This window comes from Peptoniphilus sp. (assembly GCF_022767005.1).
Taxonomy (GTDB): domain Bacteria; phylum Bacillota; class Clostridia; order Tissierellales; family Peptoniphilaceae; genus Peptoniphilus_A.
Genome location: NZ_JALEOV010000093.1, coordinates 1 through 18,852 on the forward strand (window position 1 = coordinate 1; position 18,852 = coordinate 18,852).

Consider the following 18,852-nt stretch of genomic DNA (forward strand, 5'->3'; position numbering starts at 1 on the left):
GTATGTTAAAAAAATTATGTAAGTGTGGGAAAGCAATTCCTATCACTGATAAAATGTGCAAAGAATGTGCTAGTAAATATCACAAGTCTTATGATAAGTATAAGCGTGAAAATCACAATGTCTATACTGATAGCAGGTGGGCAAAGGTTAAGAATGTTTGCAGGTCGAGAGCTTGCGGCATAGATCTATGGCACTATTACAAGACGGGTAAAATTATCGAGGGTAGGCTTGCTCATCATATCGTTGAAGTGTCTGATGATATTTCAAAGGCTTATGATGTTGATAATCTTTTTTGGCTGACAGATAAAAGCCATCAAGAGATACACAGCCTATATAATAAGAATCCCGAGAGTAAATTAAAGACACAGGCATTGCTATTAAAGTTAAATAAAAATGGCACGGGGGTAGGTTAGAATGTTTTTAGCAAAGTGTAAATGACCAGCCGCCGATTATTTCGGCGGGAAAATGCCAAAAATGAAAATTTCAGAAAAATTGCAGCACCTATTAAAAGGTGCTTTTTTGATGATTTTAGTGTTAGATAATGATAAAATAAAGAGGTTTTGAGTTTTGAAATTGAAAGAATAGTATCTTTTGTTTCTAGGACTAGGCATGTGGGGGTTAAGTTTTGATTAGTAGTATAAGCAAAGAAAAATTTGAAAATTATGGGGGATTTGTAGAAAAGTTTAAGACTAAAAAAACTACAGATGATTGTTATACTCCTCCTGAAGTTTATAAAATTATAAAAGATTGGGTAGTTAAAGAATATGAAATTGACGAAAAGAAAATAGTAAGACCTTTTTATCCAGGTGGAGATTATAAGAATTTTGATTATAGAGGGGATAAAATAGTTATAGATAACCCTCCCTTTTCAATACTTAGTAAAATTAAGAACTTTTATTGTGAAAACAATATTAAGTTCTTTTTATTTGCTCCACATTTAACATTATTTTCAGGAAAAGATGATAAATGTGTTTGCTATATAGTTGCAAATGCTAATATCAAATATAATAACAAAGCTAAAATTCCAACATCTTTTGTAACTAATTTAGACAAGTATAGAATCAGATTAATACCTAAAATAAAAAAAATGGTTGAAAAGATACAAACTGAAAATAAAAAGCCATCGTTTAAATACGTATATCCTAAAAATGTAATTAGTGCTGCCCTTCTATGCAAATATATTGATTGGGGTATTGAATTAAACTTCAAGAATGAAGAGTTATTTTTTATAAGAAGATTGGATGCTCAGAAAAAACATAAAAAACAACTCTTTGGATCGGGATATTTAATAAGTGATGAAAAAGCTAATTTTTTAGAAAGTTTAGCTGTTTCTAAAAGACTTGAAGATGAAATTGTATGGGAGTTATCAGAAAGGGAAGAAGAGATAGTTAAAGGTTTGTAAATAATCGTGAGTTAACCTTGTGAAGGGTGGTGATAGAATGGCGAGACCAAGAAAGACAATGGAAACAGCAACTGGGAAAATTGGAAAAGAGAATATTAAAGAGAGACAAGAGCAGGAAGAAAAAATAAAGATAGACAATAAAAATTTAAAGGCACCTGCTTATCTTCAAGAAACTGCAAAAATTGAATTTAGTAGAGTAGTTGAGGAAGCTAAAAAGATTGGAATACTAGATAATCTTGACTTGTCAATTCTTGTTATATATTCAAATGCCTATTCACAGTATTTGGAAATTACGCAAGAGATTGAGAAAATGGAGCAGCCTTATAGATATGTTACTGAAGATTATAAAATATCTCCACTGATAAATGCACAAGATAAGGTTATAAAACAAATAATGTCCTGCTCAACAAAGCTTGGACTTGCAACAACTGATAGATTAAAATTGATTGTCCCTAAAAAAGAAGAAAGCAAAACCAATAAATATTTGAGATACATTGATGGATAGAGTTACAGAGTATGCAAAATTAGTAGTTGAAGGCAAAATCTTAAAGGGACAAACAGAAATAAGTTGTTGTAAAAGACATTTAGATGATTTAAAAAGAAAAGATTTTGAATTTATCTGGGACGTAAAACTATCTGAAAGAGCGATAGATATTGCAAATGAGCTTACGATTTTAGAGGGTACAGAGCCTAAGAAATTAAGAACAAGGGGCTTCCAAAACTTTATAATTGGATCTTTGCATGGTTGGAGAAAAAAGCGAAGTAAGAAGTTAAGATTTAGGGAAGCATATATCCAAGTAGGGCGACAGAATGGAAAATCCTTTTTGTCGGGAACTGAAATAAATAATCGTGCTACATTCTCTGATTATAAAAAGGGAAAAATCTATTGTGCGGCAACAAAGCAAGAACAGGCAAATATTGTTTGGGACGAGGTAGAAAAATTCATCCTTGCTGATGAGGAACTTGCTGAATTATATAGAATTAGGCGACATGAGAGAACAATAACAAGTAAGGTTACGGGTACAGAAATTAAATCTGTTGGCAGAGATACAAAGTCAGCAGATGGCTTCCGCAGTATTTTAGCTATAATTGACGAACTCCATGCGCATCCTAATAATCAAATGTATAAGCTTATGCTAGATGGTCAAATAAGTGTAGATAGTGCTTTAACTTTAGCAATAACGACAGCAGGGTTTAATATTAATAGTTTTTGTTATGAACAATATGAGTTCTGTAAAAAAATTCTATCTGGAGTGATAGAAAAGGAATCGCAATTTATTTATATTGCTGAAATGGACGAAGACGATGACATCTGGGACTATAAGAACTGGGCAAAGGCAAATCCTCTCCTATTATGGAATGATGACAATTCCTATAATATGGAGAAAGTAAAAGTTATGTCTGAAAAAGCCATAGATGCTAAAGAAAAAGGCGGTCAAGAGCTTATTAACTTTTTGACAAAATCTTTAAATAAATGGGTCAAGTATTCTGGTGCAGGTTATGTCGACCTAGATAAATTTAAGGAATGCGAATCTGATTTAACTTTAGAAGATTTTAAAGGTCAAGAGTGTATCCTTGGGATTGACTTATCTTCTGGTGGCGACTTGACAAGTATTGCCTTGGTCTTTAAGTTTGGCGATTATTTTTATATTTATTCTCATTCTTTTATGCCGATTTTAAGGTTGGAAGAACATGAGAAGACAGATGAGGCACCTTATAGGATGTGGGCAAGACAGGGTTATTTAACCTTAACTGAGGGTGTTTTTGGACTAAAAACAGACTACAAGTATATAATTAGTCACTTAAAAAAGTTAATTGAGGACTACAATTTAGTAATTACAGCCTGTGGTTATGATGGTCATAATGCCAATGCTTTTTTAGCTGACTTGGATTTTTTGAACTGCGACTTAGTGGAAATAGTCCAATCTGCAAAGTCCTTAAATGATGCGACTGTGGACCTACAGTTATCAATCCAAGCCTTACAAGTTAAGTATGACAAGCATAATGGCCTACTTAAGTGGTCCTTTGCAAATGCAAAAACAACACAAAACTCCTTTGGTGAAATCAAGGTCATGAAAGAGACTAACACAGCAAGGATTGATGTTGTATATGCTGTCATAGATGCTTGGAAGCTTGCAATGGCAATAGATAATACTGAGAGATATAACGCAGAAACAGATATAGAAGAATGGCTTGAAATTATGAAAGAGAAAGGCGGTGAAGAAGATGGGAATAATTAAAAACTTTGGAAGAGCAGTTAAAAACGCCTTTAGCTGGGGAGAAACTGAACGAGGTTGGCAAACAATAAATATAAGCGATGGAAAAAATATTGAAAGCTTAATAACTACATCAAATACATCAGAAATAACTTATTATATTTGTCTAAAGATCCTTAGTGAGTCCATAGGTAAGTTATCAATCCATCTTAAGGATGGAGAGGGAATAAAAATTACTGACAGTGATATAAACTATCTTCTAAAAGTAAGACCAAATCCCTTTATGACTCCTACAGACTTTAAAACGCTTATGGAATTTAACCGAAACCACTATGGAAATGCCTATGCCTTGATAGAAACTAATGGCAACAAGAGAGTTGGACTCCATCCACTAGACCCAAGAAAGGTTAAAGTAGTTGTTGACGATGGGCATATCATAAGTCAACTGACTAAGTATTACTACAAGTACACAGATAAAGGCAGAGACTACTACTATCAAGACAAGGAAATCATCCACTTAAAGGGCGGACTGTCACGAGATGGAATAGTTGGGACATCCATAGCAGAGGAACTTGCAGGAACTATAAGGGGATCCATAGAAGCACAAAAGTATCTCAATGACTTATACTCTAGAGGACTTACTGCCAATGCAATCTTGGAATATACTGGAGAACTTAACAAGGACAAGAAAAAAGAACTTGTAAGGACTATAACAGAATTTGTAAGGGATAAGGATAACGGGAACATAGTGCCTATACCACTTGGAATGAAACTCACTCCACTTGACATAAAACTTACAGATGCACAATTTTTTGAACTTAGGAAGTTTACAGGCTTACAGATTGCGGCCGCCTTTGGGATAAAACCAAACCAATTAAATAACTATGACAAGTCAAGTTACAACTCATCAGAGATGCAAAACTTGACTTTTTTAATTGATACACTCCTAGTAATACTTAAAAAGTATGAAGAAGAATTTGACTACAAACTTTTATTTGAAGATGAAATTAATAGGGGAGTCCATACTGAATTTAACGTAGCGACTATCCTAAGGGGCGACCTTAAATCTCAGGCAGAGGCTCTGCAAAAGTATGTATCAGGTGGGATTTATACTCCAAACGAAGCAAGAGCTTACTCTGGTATGCCTAAAATTGATGGTGGAGATGTCCTTATGGTTAATGGTACTTATGTGCCAATTGATGATATAGGAAAAGCTTATGCGAAAGGTGGTGAGAAAAGTGATTAAAGTTAAAAATGAAGCAGATAAGACAACAATTTTTGTAAGTGGTGATATAGTCGATGACGTTTGGAGAGGCTGGTCTTGGGGTGATGAGGTGGAAACCTACCCACAAGATATAAGAGATTTGTTAAAAGGTGCTAAAAAGAATGTAGAGGTAATTATTTCATCTGGTGGCGGTGATCTCTTTGCGGGTATGGCAATAAGCAACATGCTACAAAGACACGAGGGACACACAAAAGCCATTATAGATGGACTTGCAGCATCTGCCGCATCAATTATAGCCTTTGGTTGTGATGAAATTGAGATGCCGTCAAATGCTTATCTTATGATACACAAGCCTAGTATTGGAATATTTGGTAATTCTGATGATCTCTTAAAATGGGCGGATACCTTGGATGAAATTCAAAAGGGACTTGTAGAAACCTACATGACAAAGGCAATGGAAGGTAAGACAGCAGAGGAAATCAATAACTTAATAGACAAAGAAACTTGGCTCACTGGCAAATCTGCAAGTGAGATTTTTAATATCCAGGTTACAAATCCATCAACTGTTAAAAATGACTTTGGAAAATCAGTCTTAAATTACAAGCATACTCCAAAAGAATTGATAAATAAGACAGATGATGCAGAGGAAGAAAGAAAGCTTAAAGAAATTGAAATCGCTATGGCGATGAATTAAAGAAAAGAGGTAAAAAATGTTAAAAAGCGTAGAAATTAAGAACAAAATCGTGAATATCAAAAATGAAATGAAAGCCCTTCAAGAGCAAGGAAAGCTCGATGAAGCACACGCAAAAATCGAAGTTTTAAATCAAGCAAGAAAAGAACTTGATATTGCACTTGAAGAAGAAAAAGAAGAATTTAAGAACATTGTGGAAAATGGCAAAGAAGTGGGAACACCTAAGGCTAATATCGATGTAAACAAGGTATTTAATAAGCTTGTAATGGGCAAACCTGTTACAGATGCAGAAATGGAAGTATATAATCTTGCATCTACTGGTCAAATCGAACACAATCCAGAAAAAGGTGGTTACTTAGTACCAGAAGAGCAAGGAAAAACACTAAAGGAATTTAGAAGAAACAAGGTATCTCTTAAAGACCTATGTAATGTAGTACCAGTAACTACTATGTCAGGTAAGTTCCCAGTAGCTAAAGACCAAAAGGGCAAGCTAGTTGAGTTTGACGAACTTTCAGAAATCGGACAAACTGACCTTACATTTGCTCAACAATCTTGGGAAGTTAAGGACTACGGAGATATTATCCCAGTATCTAACACACTTTTAGAAGATACAACTTTCCCACTTATTGAAATCATCGGCAACAACTTTACAACAAAATCAGTTAACACTGAAAATGCAAAAATCTTAGAACTTTTAAAGACTGCTAAGACTAAAGTTGCTGGTAAGGACTACGGGGATATTAGTACAATCCTAAATGTTAAGTTAGACCCTGCAATTGCTAACACAGCAGTAATCGTTACAAACCAATCAGGTTTTGACTACCTAGACAAGTTAGAAGATGGTAACAAGAGACCAATTCTAACTACTGATTTGACACAACCTACACAAAAGCTATTCAAGGGCAAGAGAATTGTTGTATTAGCTGATGAGTTATTACCACAAGATGCTAAAAAATACCCATTCTACATTGGCGACTTTGCAGAGTTTGTTAACTTCTACGACAGAAAGGGAGTAGAAATCGCAAGATCCACAGAAGCTGGATTTACAAAAAATGCGACTCTACTAAGAGCAATTGAAAGATTTGATGTAAAAGTAGTTGATGACGAAGCAGTTATCTACCTAACAATCCCAGAAACAACAGTTGCCTAAGAAAGAAAAGGGGGTAAATTATGACCCTTGAAGATGTAAAAAATTATCTGCGAGTAACTTATGATGATGATGACGGCTATCTGACTAACTTAATGCAGGTAGCCGAAGATTATCTCGTAGCTGGAGTAACCGACTATCTTAAGAAAAAAGAAAATGACCATTTTAAGGCAAGGGCTGAAATAGTGAAATTAGTAATCATACAAAACCTATACGATGAAAGATACATGATGGGTCAAAGTCTTGAAATGAACTACATTGTAAGAAGTATGATTACTCAACTAGAGTATGGTGATGCAAATGTATAACCCTGGAAGAAACCGAGTAAAGGTTGAATTTTATGACAGGTCAGAAACCGAAGATATCCTAAATGATGTTGGAGAATATGAGCAGAAGCCTAAGCTTATATGCAAGGATTGGGTGGAACTTATTCCTACAACTGGAAGAGAATTTTTGCAAAATAAAAAGTCTGAAAGTGAAATGACTTACAGGTTTAAGATGCGAAAAAGAAAGGACATCGAAGTTAATGACTATGTAGAATTTAATGGAATTAGGGCAGAAATCATCTACATCGCACCTTTTATCGAGCCTACAATCCAAGATAGGTATATGGAAGTGGTGGTCCTATGGCACAGTTAACAGAAATTAAAGGGCTTAATGATTTTTCAGAAAAATTAAAACTAGCCGAGAAAAAGGCTCCAGGTTTAATTATTGATAAGTATGAAAAAGCGGCTAAAGACCTTAAAAAGAAAATAAAAAAAGCTACTCCTTATGTACCTAATAGTAGGTATGATGGCAAAGTAAAAACAGCAAGTCAGCACTTAAGGGGTAGGTGGAAAGCTAACAAAGTTAGAAAAGACAGAGGGGTTTATCATACCGAGGTATTTTCTACAGCCCCACACTATCACTTAGTTGAAAGAGGCCATGCCGTAGTTGGTAAAGGTAGAAAAGCAACAAAGAATGGTCAATCTTATGTTCATGGGAACTTTTTCTTTAAAAAAGAAATAGACAAACTAGAACCTGAATTAAGTGTACTACCAGAAAAAATAATAGACGAAATATTTGATGATCTGTTTGAAGGAAAATAAATGATAAAAGGAAAAGACCTCAAAAGAGGTATCACAAAGAAAATCCATGAGAATTTTAAGGAAAAAGTATTAAATAGTGAGGCACAACAAGACTTTAAGGAGTCTTATTTTTTTGTCTACTTTGAGACTTTTGAAAGGGAATCCTACTCAAATACTAACGATTATGTCAACTATGGAGTAGTAGTCCAGTATCAAAAGGCAGACAAGAACTCACTGATGGAAATAGGGGATAAGCTATCTGAAATCTTTAATTACAGCTTAAAGATTGATGATTTATACCTCCTAATTACCAATAATTCCTGGTATATAGAGGACAATGCCCTATTTTTTACTTTTGAACTTGGATTCTATGTGGATAAATTGAAAAACGCTGTAAATTACGAATTGATGCAGGAACTATATATGAAATACGAAAGGGGAGATATAAATGGCTAAATTAGGCTTACCATATCTACACATACGCTTTACAGAGCAAGGAATTGCTAGAATTGGAAGAAGCATAAGAGGTATTGTTGCTCTAGTCCTACAAGAAAAGCAAATGAAGGGGACTTATGACATCTACACAGCCTCTGACATACCTAAAGAATTGTCTGAAAAGAATAGGGAACAAGTTGAATTAGCACTTATAGGCTATCAAAAGACACCTAAAAAGCTAATTGTCGTTGTAGAACAATCAGAAACTGCTGATAAACCTAAATTTGATGTAACTACCGAAGCTTTTAAAATGCTTGAAACTCTAAGATGGGACTATCTTGCAGTGCCATTTGCTGACGAAGTAGATAGCGAAAAGATTGCGACTTGGATAAAAACACTTAATGATAACAAAGACAAGAGATGTAAATTTGTTGCAGCTAATGTAAATGCTGATAACAAGAAAATCATCAACTTTACGATGCCAAGTGTTAGCACAAGATCCAAGGAATACAAGACAAACGAGTACACATCAAGGATTGCAGGTCTTATAGCAGGTACACCAATGCAAATTGCTTGTACTTATGCACCTCTACCAGAACTTAAGGCTTGTACTCACTTTACACAAGAGGAAATAGGTCAAAAGATTGGCAAGGGCGAATTTGTACTTTTGAATGATGGTGAGAAAATCAAGGTAGCAAGAGGGGTTAACTCTCTGGTAACTACAAGCCAAATTGAGGGAGAGTCCTTTAGAAAAATTAAAATAGTTGACATTATGGATGCAATGGCTGATGACATCCAATGGGCTGCACAAGATTCATATATTGGTAAATATGCCAACTCTTATGACAACAAGGTACTTTTAATGTCTGCGATTTTGGGATACATGGAAATTCTTGAAAATGATGGACTGCTTGCTAAAGGTTCATCTCATGTGGAAATTAATATTGAGGAACAAAAAGCCTTTTTGAGATCTATGGGTTATCAAACAATTGATAAAAGGACTGTTGATGAAATGGATATTAGGGAAATCAAAGAAGCTGATACTAAGGACAAAGTATTTATCAAGGCTTACTGTAAAATCCTTGATGCCATCGAAGAAATTGAACTTGATGTAGTAATTTAAGGGGTGGAAATATGATAAGAGATATACAAGACGAACAAGTCATCAACGGTACTTTTGGAGAGGTATGGATTGATGACACTTACCTAGCTACCCTTACAAAGTTTGAAGCTAAGGTAGCTATGACTAACGGAGATGTTTTAAGGCCTAGAGACCTTTGGAAAGGTAAAAAACTATTAGAACTTGAAGGCTCTGGATCACTAACAATGGGAAAATACTCATCAATTGGAATCCAACTAATGCACACTAAATTATCACAAGGTAGGACACCAGTTGTAAAAATCATGGGCAAATTAGACGACCCAACAGCTTTAGGTGCAGAAAGAATAATGTTAAAGAATGTAACATTTACAGAATTGACATTATTTGACTTTGAACATGCAAAGGCACTTGAAGAAACAATCCCATTTAACTTTAGACATTATGAATTATATGATTTTATTGAGGAGTGAGAAGATGAACGCAGTAGAAAAATTAATGCAATTTGACGCTGGCAAGGTGCAAATGCCAAAAAGCGAAAAGAAAATAAGACTTAATAAATTGGGTGGGGAAGAATTTATTTTCCCTATCCAAGCTTTAGACCCTGCCCTTGCAGGGGAAATCGCAGAAAGTATGATGGACATTACAATGCGTAAGGGCAACAGTGCCAAGGTTAACCTTATAAGATACCAAGCACAATTACGTACAATTGTAGAGGGTTGCCCTGATGTCTTTAAAAACCAAGACCTGCAAAAGAGATTTGGGGCAAAGACACCTAATGAACTTGTAGAAAAGCTAATGTTATCAGGCGAAATGGATATCTTATCATCTGCTATTGAGGACTTGTCAGGATATGAAGATGAGGAAAGCAAAGTAAAAAACTCATAGACTCCAATCCACATGTACAAACTGCCTATTGGTTGTACAAAGAAAAGGGTTGGAGTCCCTATAAATACCTTAAGATGCCCTATGGAGAGAAAGTAATTACCAGGGCATTTTTTCTTAGGGAGATAGAAGAGTTAGAGAAAGAACAAAAGGAATTGGAGGACTTATATGGCGAAAAGTAGAATATTTGATGCTCAACTAAGGCTAGTTGACAAGTTTTCCAAGCCTCTTGAAACTATGGATAGGCACTTGACCAAGTTTGAAAGCCACTATAAACAGACTGGTAAAAGTCTGTGGGCGACAGGTAAAAGCCTGGAGGGTCTTGGTAAGACCATGACTAAGGGGGTTACTGCTCCCATAGTTGCCATAGGTGCACTAAGCACTAAAGCCTGGAAAGAAGTAGATGACGCTCTTGACACCATAGCGACCAAAACTGGTGCAACTGGAAAGGATATGAAAGCCTTTGAAGGGACTTTTAAAAATCTTGCCAATAAGGTGCCAGCAGATCTCCAAGAAATAGGCGATGCAGTGGGGGAAGTGAACACTCAATTTGGACTTACAGGGAAAGCCTTAGAGGATGCCTCTGAAAACATTATTAAGTTTGCAAAAATTAATGGGCAAGACATATCCCAAGCATCAATCCAAGCTAAGCAGGCTATGTCTGCACTTGGAGTTGAGGGCAAAGACCTAGACAAGGTCCTAGATGCAGTTACTAAGACTGCACAAGACACAGGTCAGGGTACAGACAAGCTTTTTGATGCCCTTGTAAGAGGAGCACCACAACTTAAGAGCCTTAAATTAGACTTTGCCCAAGCTACTGCTCTTATGGGCAACTTGGAAAAATCTGGTATTGATACAGGTAAGACCATGTCTTATATGTCTAAGGCACAAGTTGCCTTTGCTAAAGATGGCAAGGGACTAAGTGAGGGACTTAAGGACCTACAAAAACAACTTGACGGAGCAGGGTCAGACACTGAGAAATTAAACATAGCAAGTAAATACTTTGGTGCTAAGGGTGCTACTTTTATGCTTGATGCTATAAATAGAGGAGCTTTAGACTTCAAGAGTTTTGCCAATGCGGCGGAATTAGCTAAGGGTTCTGTATCGGCTACCTTTGATGAGACATTAGACCCAATAGACAACTTTAAAAAGTTATTTAACGGCTTAAAAATGGCAGGGGCTGACCTCTTTAATGCCTCAGCTGGTATTTGGGGACCGCTACTAGAAAAAGCAATAGGAAAAGTCCAACAACTTACAAATTGGTTTGCTGGTCTATCAGATAAGCAAAAACAAAATATTGTTAAGTGGTTGGGTATGGCGGCAGCTATGGGTCCCATGCTAATTGGATTTGGCAAGGTCTTTACACTTGCAGGGAAGGTTAACTTTAAGTTATTTGACTTTGCAAAGGCAGTTGGTAAGGCTGGCGGCATAACTAAGTGGTTTGGTCAAAGTGGGTTTGGAATAATGTTTAAAAGCTTTGGTAAATTTGGAAAAGTGCTAGGTAAAACAGGTATAAAACTTGGCAAATTTGCCGGACCTATGCTTGGGAAATTTGTAGGTGGTTTTGGTAAATTTAGCAAAATACTTGGCAAGGGTGCTTTAGGACTTGGTAAATTTGTCATTGGTCTTGGACCAGTAGGTTGGGCGATAATGGCAGTCGTTGCGGCGATTGTCCTCTTAATTGTCAACTGGAAGAAAATAAAGCCAGTAGTTGTCAAGGTTATAAATGCAGTAGTTAACAAATTTAACCACTTTAAAGAGGTTGCAGGTAATGTATTTAACCACATTATTGAGGTTATAAAAGGCTTTATCGAGGGTGCAAAAACTCTATTTAAAAGCATAATCTCCTTTATAACTGGTACTTTTCTAGGTGCTTGGAACAGTGCTTGGAATGGTGTAGTTGGTGCATTTAGAACTATCTTTAGTGGAGTTAAAACTCTAGTAAAATCTGTGATGAACGGAGTTATAAGCTTTATAAACCGTGGTATAGATGGACTTAACAAGATACAAGTGCCTGACTGGGTACCTCTAGTAGGTGGCAAGGGAATAAATATTCCACTTATACCGAAACTTGCAAAGGGTACTAACTTTTGGAGAGGTGGCATTGTACAAATCCACGAAAAAGGCGGAGAAATTGTCGACTTGCCAAGAGGTTCTAGAGTATTGCCACATGATAAGTCAGTGGCAGAAGCCTATAAGATGGGCAATGCTAAAAACAATAATGTTACAATTACAATTCCAAAAATAGCAGACCAAATTGTAGTAAGAGAAGACGCTGATATAGACAGAATAGTAAATGGAATAGCAAATAAGTTAAAGATTGCTAAACAAAATAGGATTGGGGGCTTAACTTAATATGGAAGTATGGTTAACACATCAAGGTGAGAGGTTGAGGCTCCCAATCACTCCCTTTTATAACATAGATGCGCCACAGAATAATAACACAGAGACCTTAAACGAGGTGGGAACTGTAAACCTAAAAGGCAAAAAAGGACTTAAAAGTCTTACAATTGAGGGTTTTTTTCCAAGTAAAGAATATGATTTTTTGGAGTCTAGTGACGTTGTCCTAGATCCTTTTTATTATGACGACAAGATAAGGAATTGGGCGAACTCTGAAGAGCCTATAAGACTGATAATCACAGAAACACCTCACAACTTCGAGGTCTTAATTGACAGTTACACAAGTGGAGAACAAGACGGGACAGGCGACGTCTATTACAGTCTTGCCCTTAGTGAGTATGTAAGGATAGAAGCTACAGAGTATGAGCCGCCAGAAATCAAAAGGACAATAAAGGCAAATGACATTAAGAGGTTTGCTGGACTGGTGGCACCTACTGCGGCACTTTTGACAATTGGGAAATACGACACAGTCTGGTCTTTAGGGAAAAAAATTACTGGTAATGGTAAAAATGGAAAGCAACTCCTAAAGCAAAGTGGTCTTAAAAAATTAATTGCTGGGAAAGGTATCAAGCTATGAAACTAATAGTAGATGGTAATGATATTTCGCAATTTTATAATGAAATCACTTGGAGTGGAGACAAAGGACAAGCTGCAAGGCAGATGGACTTTGGTGTAGTTGTTAGTGGAACAGACAAAAATTTACCAACACTAACTATAAACATGAATGCAACTGCAAAACTTATAAATGAGGAAGGTGTTGTACTCTTTGATGGTTATGTATTTAGCAAGGAAAAATCAATCGACAACAATATTATGTCTGTAACTTGTCTTGATAAGCTTATACTTGCAAATAAGAGTAAGGGAACTTTTAATTTTGAGAAAAAGACGCCAGATGCTATTGCAAAGGAAGCTTTTGGGAGCATTGGTTTAAGTGTTGGAAAGGCTGAAAGCGGAAGTCCTATTGATAGAAAATTTGACCTTGAAACAATTTATAATGTCGTTTTTACTGCCTATAAAATGGAAAATGAAAAGACTGGAAAGCCCTATATAATACGCATGAACAACGGGAATGTTGACATAGTAGAGCAAGGTAAGATTGTTGCCAAGTATGTCCTTGATGGGAAAAGTAATTTATACAATGCGACTTACGGAGAAAATTCTGAAAACGTGGTGTCAAAGGTTAAGATGTTTGATACTGAAGGCAAAGAAATAGGTGAGGTTACTAATAATGTTGAGGGTGGAATTGTAGAAGTCTACCGACAAGAAAAAGATGAGGATCCAGAGGCGAGAGCCAAGGGAATGTTAAAGGATATAGAGAGGGCTGCAAGCGTAAGAGTCAAGGGAGATTTTGACCTTATTACTGGTAATGCGGTCATCATCAAGGAGCCTTTTACAGGTCTTAATGGTAAGTTTTACATTATTTCTGATAAGCACACTTTTGCAAATAATTATCATGTTGTCGACCTAGAACTTTCCTTTGATAATATTATGGGGGATATTGACACATCTACAGATTCTGAAAGCGGTAGCACAGGCAACACATCTGGTGTAAATCCTAATGGAAGCACAGGACAAAAGGCAATCCAAATAGGGGAGTCAATCAAAGGTACTCACTATAAGTGGGGTGGAACTGACCCTAAAACTGGTGTCGACTGCTCTGGTTTTGTAACCTGGGCTTTTAAACAAGCAGGGGCAAATATACCTGGAAGAATAACATCTGCTGGTATTAGGAGCAATCCAAAGGCTTTAGGTTTTAAAGAGATACCTTTTAACGAGAGACAACCTGGAGATGTGCTCTGGCAAAAAGGACATGTAGCCATGCAGTATGATGCCACAAGGATAATAGAGTCTGGTGGAGTTAGTAAAAGGATAATGGGATATAGCGGTGTTTGTGTAAGTAATCAAAAAGGTAGGACATTTTCCAAGGCTTATAGGTATGTAGGGGGTTAAGATGCAGGAAAAACAAAATGGAGCACAAGAAATTGTAAACTTATTTGACCCAAGTCCTGAAATAGAGGTCTTGCCATACTGCGAGACTGGAGAGGTCATAAGTCCTCTACCTGACTTAGTAGTTAAGGTAAGAGATATAGAATACAAAAAGAAAAATATTAAACTTGACGAATACTGGGTCAAGGGTCACGAGAGGGAAATAGAAATCCCTATGGCCACTTTAACTGGTAGTGATGGTAGAGGGGATTCCCACGTGCAAGGTGGTTTTCCAAAGGCAAAAATTATATTTAAAGACGAGTTGAAAGCGGGCGATTTGGTGGCTTGTTTACAGTCAAAGGACAAACAGACTCTCTATGTAATCTATAAGATAGCGAGGTGGTGAGTATGGCAGATTTTTATCCTTTTATGGATCCTCAATTAGTTAGAGAAAACTTTATAGAGACACCAATAGCTAAAGAGTACGCCTATGATATGGACACGGCAAGATTTAAGACAAAGGACGGGAGGATGTACTTTGTCTACGAAAACGAGGCTTTGAAGGTTAAACTTTGGAAACTATTTATGTCGGAGAGGTATCGTTGGGTAGTCTTTCCTTGGTCCTATGGCCATGAGTTAGAAACCTTGATAGGTCAAGCTTACACACAAGGCTATGTAAACTCTGAGGCTGAAAGATTTGTTAAAGAAGCCATAAAAAGAGCCTTGGAAGATTACATTATAAGGCTAGAGGAATTTAGGGTTAAGTTTGACGAGGGAACTTTATATATAGACTTTAGGGCGATTACAATTTATGGAAAACTAGAAATGAATAACTTGAATATTAGGAGGTGAGAAAATGCAAGAAAAGACGCAAGAAGAATTTTTAAGAGTAATGCTTAACAATTTGAGCAATACTGAGGACAAGACTCCTAATAGTTTTAGTTATGATATTTTATCGGCGGCGGCAATAGTCTTTGAAGACTTCCAAAGGGTTATCCTGGAACTTTTTAAAAAATTTGATGTGATGAATCTCGAGGACGAGGAACTTGATGCTAGGGTCTTACAAATAGCAGGAATTAAGAGAAAACAAGCAACACAGTCAACGGGAGAAGTGACAATAACCGGTCTGCCTAAGACAGTGATACCTAAAGAGACGGTTTTTTTGGCAGGTAGTGTTGAATTTACAATTGACCAAGATTATGTAATACCTGAATCAGGAAATATCATAGTTGCAGTTAAGTCTGTTGTTCATGGTGGAGATGCCAATGTTTTACCTAATGCAATTGACAAGATAAGTCCTCAAATAATGGGAGTAGATAATATATCCAATGCCAAGGAAATTATGAATGGGTACGACCAAGAAACTGATGACGACTTAAGGGAGAGGTACCTGGAGAAGCTACTCCACCCGCCAAAGGCTGGAAACCCTGCACACTATAAGTTATGGGCTACTGAGGTTGATGGGATTTGGAACGCTAAAGTCTTTAGGACTTGGCAAGGTGGCGGAACTGTCAAGGTTGTGGTTATAGGGCTTAATCGTAAGGCAGTGGGACCTGACCTTATAGAAAAGGTTAAGAAGCATATTCTGGAAGAAGCTCCTATAAGATATGAGAGCCTAACAGTAGAGAGTGCTACAACTAAGAGAATTAAAGTCGATGTAAAAATTAAACTCACTCAAAATGCAAATTTGATTGAAGTTAAGCAAGTAATTAAAGAGAGAATAGAAAAATATTTTTATAGTATATCCTTTAAAGAAAATACTGTATCCTATGCCAAGGTAGGGGCTGAAATACTTAAAGTCCCAGGAGTCGCCGACTATGACGTCTTAAAACTTAATGGTAGTATGGGAAATGCGGAAATGAAAGAAACCGAAGTGCCAGAACTAGAAAGCTTGGGGGTGACAACAGATGAATAATATGCAAATGGTGGAAAAGAATAGGGTCTTAAAAGAAAGCCTTATAACAAGGCAAGTCTACTGTGCCTTAGAAAACACAGAGGAAGTTAAGGCAGGATCTTACAAGAGGGTGGCTGTATCTTTTACAGAGCCGTCAAACGGGCAAGTACAAAACTCTAAGGATATTGAATTTCCAATTGCCCAAGAGGATTGGGGTAATATCACAAAGATTAGCCTTTATGATGCTCTAAGTGGTGGCAACAAGATTTGGGAGGGCACTCCCGAAGTAGTTAAGTCCATAGGGGTAGCAAGTCAATACAAGATACCTAGAGGATATATGATTATAAGGTTGAGATAGTATGAGTAGGTTAATTTTTGAGTCCTCTTTTGGAACAGTCAAAAGAAGAACCTGGTCGAGTTTAAGAAATAATCAGTGGCAAGATTTCGCCCTGGTACTTATGGAGATGGACCAGGAATTAGAAGCCAAGGGAGTAAAAGTTGATAGAGGTAAGGTAATAATGGAGACAGACACAGAAATAAGTGATGTCTCTATTTTAGTATCCGAACTTATGTCAAGGACTTTAGTGATGGAAGAAGAAACAGACATGCAGGTTGCAATTTTTGTGTCTGCTATTAATTTCTTTGAGATGCTAATCTACTTCTTACCTTGGTATGACAAGATAAATCCAACTTTTATAAATCTTTGTAAAGTTTTAGACATATCTTACAGGTATATGGAAGAACAGGTAGCGAGTGTAGAAAGGAACCTAAACCTTGATACCGCTATAGAAATGCTACCTTATTTTGAGAAACGACTTGGGATAAGAACAATACCAGATATATCCTATAAGCAAAGAAGAAGGCAAGTACAAGCAGTCTTAAATCTTATGCACAAGCAAACTGACGAAGAAACTATAAAAGAACTATGTAGTGCCTTTTCCAATAATAATGCTGGTGCTGAGATTTATAAAACTGAAAATCCTTATGTATTTGAAATACGCTTTGTAGCAAATGGCTTACCTAATAATCTTGAAGAGTTTGAACGCATGCTTAGAATTAACATGCCAGCTGACCTAGACTGGAAATTTACTTATACTCAAAAGACTTGGGAAGAAGTTTCAGGCAGAGTTAGATGGCGAGATTTAGAACCTATAAGTTGGAGTGAATTTAATGAATATAAGGGGTGATGATAGGTGTTAAAAACAAAGAATTATGAGTTTAATAAACCAGAACCAGATGATTATGTCATTGTCGGTGACTTAAACTATAATATGGACGAGATTGATAAGCTTTTAAAGTTAATTAATGATAATTTAGATATCTTAAATACTAATGGCGAAAGTCTTTTGGATTTGCTAAAGAAAAAAGCTGACCTTGACAATGATAGAAAAGTATTAAAAAGTCAGTTACCCGACCTAGATATTTATAAGGATGTATTGATGTATGAGGCTAGGGGAAATTTTCCGGCAAGTGGAAATGATAAAAAACTTTATGTTGATAAGTCTGAAAGTAAAATTTATAGGTGGAATGGATCAAAATATGTTGAGCTATCTCCACAGCTTAAAATTGATGAGGTTAAAGGGACTGCATTTGATGGTGCTAGAGGTAAGGCTTTGGAAGATGCTATGAAAGACAGATATACAAAAAAAGAGATTGATGAATTACTTTTAGAATTAAGAAAAGAAATAAATAGCGATGTTTTAGAACAAATACTTGCTTATAGTTAAGGAGTGATAGTATGGCAAAATTAAAATTCGAAAGGTTAATAAATGTTGATTTAAAATTTGGAGAAACTATAAAAGTACCGTCTGATGAGGTTTGGAGAATTTCGGTTTATTCTACTCAAGGAAGAATGGTAAGTATAAATGACATGAATTTGGGATATGAAAAATACACAGGTATTGTTTCAGCGGGAGCAGTAGTTAAAAATGTTGGACCGCTTGAATATAACGTTATACCAATCCAAGGAATGGCCTTCAAGGAGGTAAGTAATGTATAAAATCATACAAAGTGGCTGCGAAATTATATGGGAGCCACTAGATAAAAATTTAGGTTTTGCAATTGTTGAAGAAGTTACTGGAAAGAAAGGCAATGCTGAAAATCCAGTAATTGTTACGGAAGAGGAAAGAGATACAATCAACAGACTATATGCAGAAAGAAATCACGATCCAGTTGAAAAGCCAAAGGAAGAAATTAATCCAGATGCAGCAAAAAAGATTGAAAAAGAATTAGAAGAATTTAAAATCCAGTCTGCTATGGCACAGGCTGAAGTCTATGAAAAATTAGAAAGTGATAAGTTAATGTTAATGTCTGCACTTGCAGAAAGCTTTGAAGCAAATTTAGGAGGTAAATAAGATGGTAGCAGTATATGTATATTTAATTAAAATGGGAAAGAGAACTATTGAAACAGTTCCAGCAATTTTAAGGGAAGAAGTTAAAAAGGCTTTGGAAAATGAAAAATAAAA

The 18,852-nt window shown here is 36.2% G+C and carries 26 protein-coding genes; all 26 read left to right on the top strand.

The genetic code is table 11. From position 1 onward, the window contains the following. A partial coding sequence (locus MR285_RS06950; RefSeq protein WP_293559408.1) for a hypothetical protein occupies positions 1-413 on the top strand: 413 nt, incomplete at its 5' end. 212 nt (positions 414-625) lie between these two features. Continuing rightward, a complete protein-coding gene (locus MR285_RS06955) occupies positions 626-1,402 on the top strand; it encodes a hypothetical protein (RefSeq protein WP_293559410.1) in 777 nt (258 codons plus the stop codon). Positions 1,403-1,439: 37 nt separating this feature from the next. After that, the gene (locus MR285_RS06960; RefSeq protein WP_293559412.1) at positions 1,440-1,907 is read left to right on the top strand and encodes a phage terminase small subunit P27 family; all 468 of its coding nucleotides are present in this window, start codon (positions 1,440-1,442) and stop codon (positions 1,905-1,907) included. Beyond that, positions 1,900-3,642, top strand: coding sequence for a terminase TerL endonuclease subunit (locus tag MR285_RS06965; RefSeq protein WP_293559414.1), 1,743 nt, complete (start codon positions 1,900-1,902; stop codon positions 3,640-3,642). Before MR285_RS06960 ends, MR285_RS06965 begins: the two co-directional genes overlap by 8 nt. Then, positions 3,629-4,864 carry a phage portal protein gene (locus MR285_RS06970; protein WP_293559416.1) on the top strand — a complete coding sequence of 412 codons (1,236 nt, stop codon included), beginning with the start codon at positions 3,629-3,631 and terminating at the stop codon, positions 4,862-4,864. Before MR285_RS06965 ends, MR285_RS06970 begins: the two co-directional genes overlap by 14 nt. Continuing rightward, positions 4,857-5,537, top strand: a complete 681-nt coding sequence (locus tag MR285_RS06975) for a head maturation protease, ClpP-related (RefSeq protein ID WP_293559418.1) — start codon at positions 4,857-4,859, stop codon at positions 5,535-5,537. The genes MR285_RS06970 and MR285_RS06975 overlap by 8 nt, the downstream gene beginning before the upstream one ends. A 16-nt stretch (positions 5,538-5,553) precedes the next feature. Next, positions 5,554-6,684: a phage major capsid protein gene (locus MR285_RS06980; RefSeq protein WP_293559420.1), complete on the top strand. Its 1,131-nt coding sequence runs from the start codon at positions 5,554-5,556 to the stop codon at positions 6,682-6,684. Between the two features lie 20 nt (positions 6,685-6,704). Then, positions 6,705-6,989, top strand: coding sequence for a head-tail connector protein (locus MR285_RS06985; protein WP_293559422.1), 285 nt, complete (start codon positions 6,705-6,707; stop codon positions 6,987-6,989). Beyond that, on the top strand, positions 6,982-7,320 hold the full coding sequence (locus MR285_RS06990; protein ID WP_293559424.1) for a phage head closure protein: 339 nt from the start codon (positions 6,982-6,984) through the stop codon (positions 7,318-7,320). The genes MR285_RS06985 and MR285_RS06990 overlap by 8 nt, the downstream gene beginning before the upstream one ends. Continuing rightward, on the top strand, positions 7,308-7,769 hold the full coding sequence (locus MR285_RS06995; RefSeq protein WP_293559426.1) for an HK97 gp10 family phage protein: 462 nt from the start codon (positions 7,308-7,310) through the stop codon (positions 7,767-7,769). The genes MR285_RS06990 and MR285_RS06995 overlap by 13 nt, the downstream gene beginning before the upstream one ends. Next, entirely contained in the window at positions 7,770-8,204 is a 435-nt protein-coding gene (locus MR285_RS07000; RefSeq protein WP_293559428.1) for a DUF6838 family protein, read from the top strand. Then, positions 8,197-9,306 (top strand): phage tail sheath subtilisin-like domain-containing protein, encoded by a 1,110-nt coding sequence (locus tag MR285_RS07005; RefSeq protein WP_293559430.1) that lies wholly within the window; start codon positions 8,197-8,199, stop codon positions 9,304-9,306. Before MR285_RS07000 ends, MR285_RS07005 begins: the two co-directional genes overlap by 8 nt. Positions 9,307-9,317: 11 nt before the next feature. Further along, positions 9,318-9,755 (top strand): phage tail tube protein, encoded by a 438-nt coding sequence (locus MR285_RS07010; protein ID WP_293559432.1) that lies wholly within the window; start codon positions 9,318-9,320, stop codon positions 9,753-9,755. A 4-nt stretch (positions 9,756-9,759) separates the two neighbouring features. Further along, positions 9,760-10,170, top strand: a complete 411-nt coding sequence (locus tag MR285_RS07015; protein WP_293559434.1) for a hypothetical protein — start codon at positions 9,760-9,762, stop codon at positions 10,168-10,170. A 165-nt stretch (positions 10,171-10,335) separates the two neighbouring features. Beyond that, the gene (locus MR285_RS07020; protein WP_293559436.1) at positions 10,336-12,522 is read left to right on the top strand and encodes a phage tail tape measure protein; all 2,187 of its coding nucleotides are present in this window, start codon (positions 10,336-10,338) and stop codon (positions 12,520-12,522) included. A 34-nt stretch (positions 12,523-12,556) separates the two neighbouring features. Next, positions 12,557-13,144: a hypothetical protein gene (locus tag MR285_RS07025; protein WP_293559438.1), complete on the top strand. Its 588-nt coding sequence runs from the start codon at positions 12,557-12,559 to the stop codon at positions 13,142-13,144. After that, the gene (locus MR285_RS07030) at positions 13,141-14,517 is read left to right on the top strand and encodes an NlpC/P60 family protein (protein ID WP_293559440.1); all 1,377 of its coding nucleotides are present in this window, start codon (positions 13,141-13,143) and stop codon (positions 14,515-14,517) included. The genes MR285_RS07025 and MR285_RS07030 overlap by 4 nt, the downstream gene beginning before the upstream one ends. 1 nt (position 14,518) lies before the next feature. Continuing rightward, positions 14,519-14,899, top strand: a complete 381-nt coding sequence (locus tag MR285_RS07035; protein ID WP_293559442.1) for a DUF2577 family protein — start codon at positions 14,519-14,521, stop codon at positions 14,897-14,899. 2 nt (positions 14,900-14,901) lie between these two features. Further along, on the top strand, positions 14,902-15,345 hold the full coding sequence (locus MR285_RS07040; protein WP_293559444.1) for a DUF2634 domain-containing protein: 444 nt from the start codon (positions 14,902-14,904) through the stop codon (positions 15,343-15,345). Between the two features lie 4 nt (positions 15,346-15,349). Continuing rightward, positions 15,350-16,408, top strand: a complete 1,059-nt coding sequence (locus MR285_RS07045; protein ID WP_293559446.1) for a baseplate J/gp47 family protein — start codon at positions 15,350-15,352, stop codon at positions 16,406-16,408. After that, on the top strand, positions 16,401-16,745 hold the full coding sequence (locus MR285_RS07050; RefSeq protein ID WP_293559448.1) for a hypothetical protein: 345 nt from the start codon (positions 16,401-16,403) through the stop codon (positions 16,743-16,745). The genes MR285_RS07045 and MR285_RS07050 overlap by 8 nt, the downstream gene beginning before the upstream one ends. A 100-nt stretch (positions 16,746-16,845) precedes the next feature. Further along, positions 16,846-17,574, top strand: a complete 729-nt coding sequence (locus tag MR285_RS07055) for a putative phage tail protein (protein ID WP_293559450.1) — start codon at positions 16,846-16,848, stop codon at positions 17,572-17,574. Between the two features lie 6 nt (positions 17,575-17,580). Beyond that, entirely contained in the window at positions 17,581-18,114 is a 534-nt protein-coding gene (locus MR285_RS07060; protein WP_293559451.1) for a hypothetical protein, read from the top strand. Between the two features lie 11 nt (positions 18,115-18,125). Continuing rightward, positions 18,126-18,386: a hypothetical protein gene (locus MR285_RS07065; RefSeq protein WP_293559453.1), complete on the top strand. Its 261-nt coding sequence runs from the start codon at positions 18,126-18,128 to the stop codon at positions 18,384-18,386. Next, on the top strand, positions 18,379-18,741 hold the full coding sequence (locus MR285_RS07070; protein WP_293559455.1) for a hypothetical protein: 363 nt from the start codon (positions 18,379-18,381) through the stop codon (positions 18,739-18,741). The genes MR285_RS07065 and MR285_RS07070 overlap by 8 nt, the downstream gene beginning before the upstream one ends. A 1-nt stretch (position 18,742) precedes the next feature. Beyond that, complete coding sequence (locus tag MR285_RS07075; RefSeq protein ID WP_293559457.1) at positions 18,743-18,850, top strand: CD1375 family protein; 108 nt, start codon at positions 18,743-18,745, stop codon at positions 18,848-18,850. The last annotated feature ends 2 nt before the right edge of the window (positions 18,851-18,852 follow it).

What these genes read in the sequence shown, in the direction of transcription:
- MR285_RS06990 (WP_293559424.1), top strand. Translation starts at nt 6,982, where the DNA reads ATGTATAACCCTGGAAGAAACCGAGTAAAGGTTGAATTTTATGACAGG.
- MR285_RS07005 (WP_293559430.1), top strand. Translation starts at nt 8,197, where the DNA reads ATGGCTAAATTAGGCTTACCATATCTACACATACGCTTTACAGAGCAA.
- MR285_RS06960 (WP_293559412.1), top strand. Translation starts at nt 1,440, where the DNA reads ATGGCGAGACCAAGAAAGACAATGGAAACAGCAACTGGGAAAATTGGA.
- MR285_RS06995 (WP_293559426.1), top strand. Translation starts at nt 7,308, where the DNA reads ATGGCACAGTTAACAGAAATTAAAGGGCTTAATGATTTTTCAGAAAAA.
- MR285_RS07015 (WP_293559434.1), top strand. Translation starts at nt 9,760, where the DNA reads ATGAACGCAGTAGAAAAATTAATGCAATTTGACGCTGGCAAGGTGCAA.
- MR285_RS06970 (WP_293559416.1), top strand. Translation starts at nt 3,629, where the DNA reads ATGGGAATAATTAAAAACTTTGGAAGAGCAGTTAAAAACGCCTTTAGC.
- MR285_RS07035 (WP_293559442.1), top strand. Translation starts at nt 14,519, where the DNA reads ATGCAGGAAAAACAAAATGGAGCACAAGAAATTGTAAACTTATTTGAC.
- MR285_RS07065 (WP_293559453.1), top strand. Translation starts at nt 18,126, where the DNA reads ATGGCAAAATTAAAATTCGAAAGGTTAATAAATGTTGATTTAAAATTT.
- MR285_RS07070 (WP_293559455.1), top strand. Translation starts at nt 18,379, where the DNA reads ATGTATAAAATCATACAAAGTGGCTGCGAAATTATATGGGAGCCACTA.
- MR285_RS07020 (WP_293559436.1), top strand. Translation starts at nt 10,336, where the DNA reads ATGGCGAAAAGTAGAATATTTGATGCTCAACTAAGGCTAGTTGACAAG.
- MR285_RS07040 (WP_293559444.1), top strand. Translation starts at nt 14,902, where the DNA reads ATGGCAGATTTTTATCCTTTTATGGATCCTCAATTAGTTAGAGAAAAC.
- MR285_RS06965 (WP_293559414.1), top strand. Translation starts at nt 1,900, where the DNA reads ATGGATAGAGTTACAGAGTATGCAAAATTAGTAGTTGAAGGCAAAATC.
- MR285_RS06985 (WP_293559422.1), top strand. Translation starts at nt 6,705, where the DNA reads ATGACCCTTGAAGATGTAAAAAATTATCTGCGAGTAACTTATGATGAT.
- MR285_RS07055 (WP_293559450.1), top strand. Translation starts at nt 16,846, where the DNA reads ATGGAGATGGACCAGGAATTAGAAGCCAAGGGAGTAAAAGTTGATAGA.
- MR285_RS07045 (WP_293559446.1), top strand. Translation starts at nt 15,350, where the DNA reads ATGCAAGAAAAGACGCAAGAAGAATTTTTAAGAGTAATGCTTAACAAT.
- MR285_RS06980 (WP_293559420.1), top strand. Translation starts at nt 5,554, where the DNA reads ATGTTAAAAAGCGTAGAAATTAAGAACAAAATCGTGAATATCAAAAAT.
- MR285_RS07050 (WP_293559448.1), top strand. Translation starts at nt 16,401, where the DNA reads ATGAATAATATGCAAATGGTGGAAAAGAATAGGGTCTTAAAAGAAAGC.
- MR285_RS07010 (WP_293559432.1), top strand. Translation starts at nt 9,318, where the DNA reads ATGATAAGAGATATACAAGACGAACAAGTCATCAACGGTACTTTTGGA.
- MR285_RS07075 (WP_293559457.1), top strand. Translation starts at nt 18,743, where the DNA reads ATGGTAGCAGTATATGTATATTTAATTAAAATGGGAAAGAGAACTATT.
- MR285_RS07000 (WP_293559428.1), top strand. Translation starts at nt 7,770, where the DNA reads ATGATAAAAGGAAAAGACCTCAAAAGAGGTATCACAAAGAAAATCCAT.
- MR285_RS07030 (WP_293559440.1), top strand. Translation starts at nt 13,141, where the DNA reads ATGAAACTAATAGTAGATGGTAATGATATTTCGCAATTTTATAATGAA.